Origin of the sequence: Streptomyces sp. NPDC059668 (genome assembly GCF_042734135.1) — a bacterium.
Taxonomy (GTDB): Bacteria; Actinomycetota; Actinomycetes; order Streptomycetales; family Streptomycetaceae; genus Streptomyces.
Genome location: NZ_JBHWEL010000096.1, coordinates 10,970 through 12,894, shown reverse-complemented (window position 1 = coordinate 12,894; position 1,925 = coordinate 10,970). Strand labels below are relative to the sequence as shown.

Here is a 1,925-nt window from a genome sequence, read left to right as displayed (position 1 = left end):
AGTTCTTCGCGTCGGTAGCCGAAGAGGGATTCGGTCTGTGCGTTGACGAGTTTGATGGTGCCGGTGTCGTCGACGATGACCATGGCGTCGGGTGCCGCTTCGAGGAGCCCCCGGAACCGCTCCTCGACTTCCGTGGGCGCTGCCTCGTCGAGCCGGGTCCCGCACCGGCACGGTTCCCGGAACGCTGTGCCGGCGGGCCGAGTTGAATGCGATCCGACGAAGTCGCCCATGTCCGCCCCAGGTGTGCTGTTCGCTCTGAATCGGGCCATCCCAGCGGAATGGGGCGTAGTCCGCCCCGCCATGTCGGTTACTGGCTTCACAACGGCCGGATGTGTCCGACGGCGTTACGTCCGCTGACCGTCTGCCGCCGCAGTCGCCTCACAGTCGGCGGGCGGTCGACCGACGCGCTGGTCCGGACACCGCACGGGCGGCGACCCGGCCGGCGGACCACACCGCGGGTGGGGGCCCCAGGCGTACGCCCGCGCGAGATGCCGCCGTCGGCGGGCGGTGGCTCGTCGGACTCGGGGCGGATGCGTGGTGGACGGGTGTTCGGGTTGTCACTGCGTTGGCCGTGTGGAGGGTGTGGCCGCTGTTACTCACTTTCGGGTGAGGGGTGGGGTGGTGGGGAGGGTGGCGATTGGTCCGATTCCCAGTGTTTTAGGGAGTTATGGCGTCAATCGGTCGGTATCGGAAGATAGATGCATATTGCAGTCGAGCGTCATGGTCGTGTTGTCGGTCGGTAATGCCGCGCGGGTGGTGGGCTCGGGGGGCGTGGTGGGGCGCGAAAGTGTGGTTCTCGGCCAGCGGGCCGGGACCCAAACTCGCGGATCCTCGAGGTCCGCCCGTTCCCTCTAGGGGGCGTTCGTGTCTGTTTCGCAGTCTGTGATGGTTCGTCGTGCTGCTGCGGCTGCGGTGGCTGCCGGTGTGGTGGTGGGTGTGGCGGCGCTGCCGGCGTCGGCGGACCAGGGGCGGCTTCCGTTCCGTGCGCAGGTGCAGATCAGCCAGGTGCAGTACGACTCTCCCGGCTGGGACTCGGGGAGCAACGCGTCGTTGAACAAGGAGTGGGTGGAGATCACGAACACCGGGCGTCGGGGCGTGAACCTGGACGGGTGGACGCTGTCGGGCCGTGACGGTCGCGCGTACGAGTTCAACCTGCGCCTCGGGGGCCGCGAGACGGTGCGGGTGCACACCGGAGTGGGGCGTGACGCGGGTCGGGACGTCTACCAGGACCGTCGTGACTACGCCTGGGACAACCGCGCGGACACCGCGACGCTGCGCAACGACCGTGACCGTGTCATCGACGTGGTGACGTGGGGCCGCGGACCCATCGGGCGCGGCCACGTGCTCCCCGGCCGTCACTACGGTCGCGGCCATGTCTTCCCCGGTCGTCACCACGGGCGTGGTCACGTGCTTCCCGGTCGTCACTTCGGTCGCGGTCACCAGCTGCCGATCGGCCACATCGGCCGTGGCAACGAGCTGCCGATCGGCCACATCGGTCGCGGTCACGAGCTGCCGGTCGGCCACGTCGGCCGTGGTAACGACCTGCCGGTGGGCCACGTCGGCCGTGGTAACGAGCTGCCGATCGGCCACGTCGGTCGCGGCAACGAGCTGCCGGTCGGCCACATCGGTCGCGGCAACGAGCTCCCCGGCGGCCACATGGGTCGTGGTCACGAGCTGTCCGGTGGTCACGCGGGCTTCGGCGGTCACGGCCTCGGCGGTCACTGACATCAACGGAAGGCGGGCGCGGTAGCGAACCCGTCCGCCCGCTTCCTGGAGGGGGGGGGGGCCGGGCCCCCACGGGCGGGCGGGGGGCGTCTGCGCGGTGAGCGCGATCCGGGCCCCCGGGGGCCCCGGCGCCAACCGCGCGGGCACGACGCCCGCGGGCAGAACCGTGCGGCGGTGGAGCATGCGTATACCCATGCCCG

The 1,925-nt window shown here is 70.4% G+C and carries 2 protein-coding genes; one reads left to right on the top strand and one right to left on the bottom strand.

All coding sequences use genetic code 11. From position 1 onward, the window contains the following. On the bottom strand, positions 1-230 hold a 230-nt coding region (locus tag ACFV2J_RS38375; protein WP_385443093.1), incomplete at its 3' end, for a PAS domain-containing protein. A gap of 706 nt (positions 231-936) precedes the next feature. On the opposite strand from ACFV2J_RS38375, the gene ACFV2J_RS38370 reads away from it, so the two are divergent. Then, the gene (locus ACFV2J_RS38370) at positions 937-1,725 is read left to right on the top strand and encodes a lamin tail domain-containing protein (protein WP_385092575.1); all 789 of its coding nucleotides are present in this window, start codon (positions 937-939) and stop codon (positions 1,723-1,725) included. Positions 1,726-1,925: the final 200 nt, after the last annotated feature.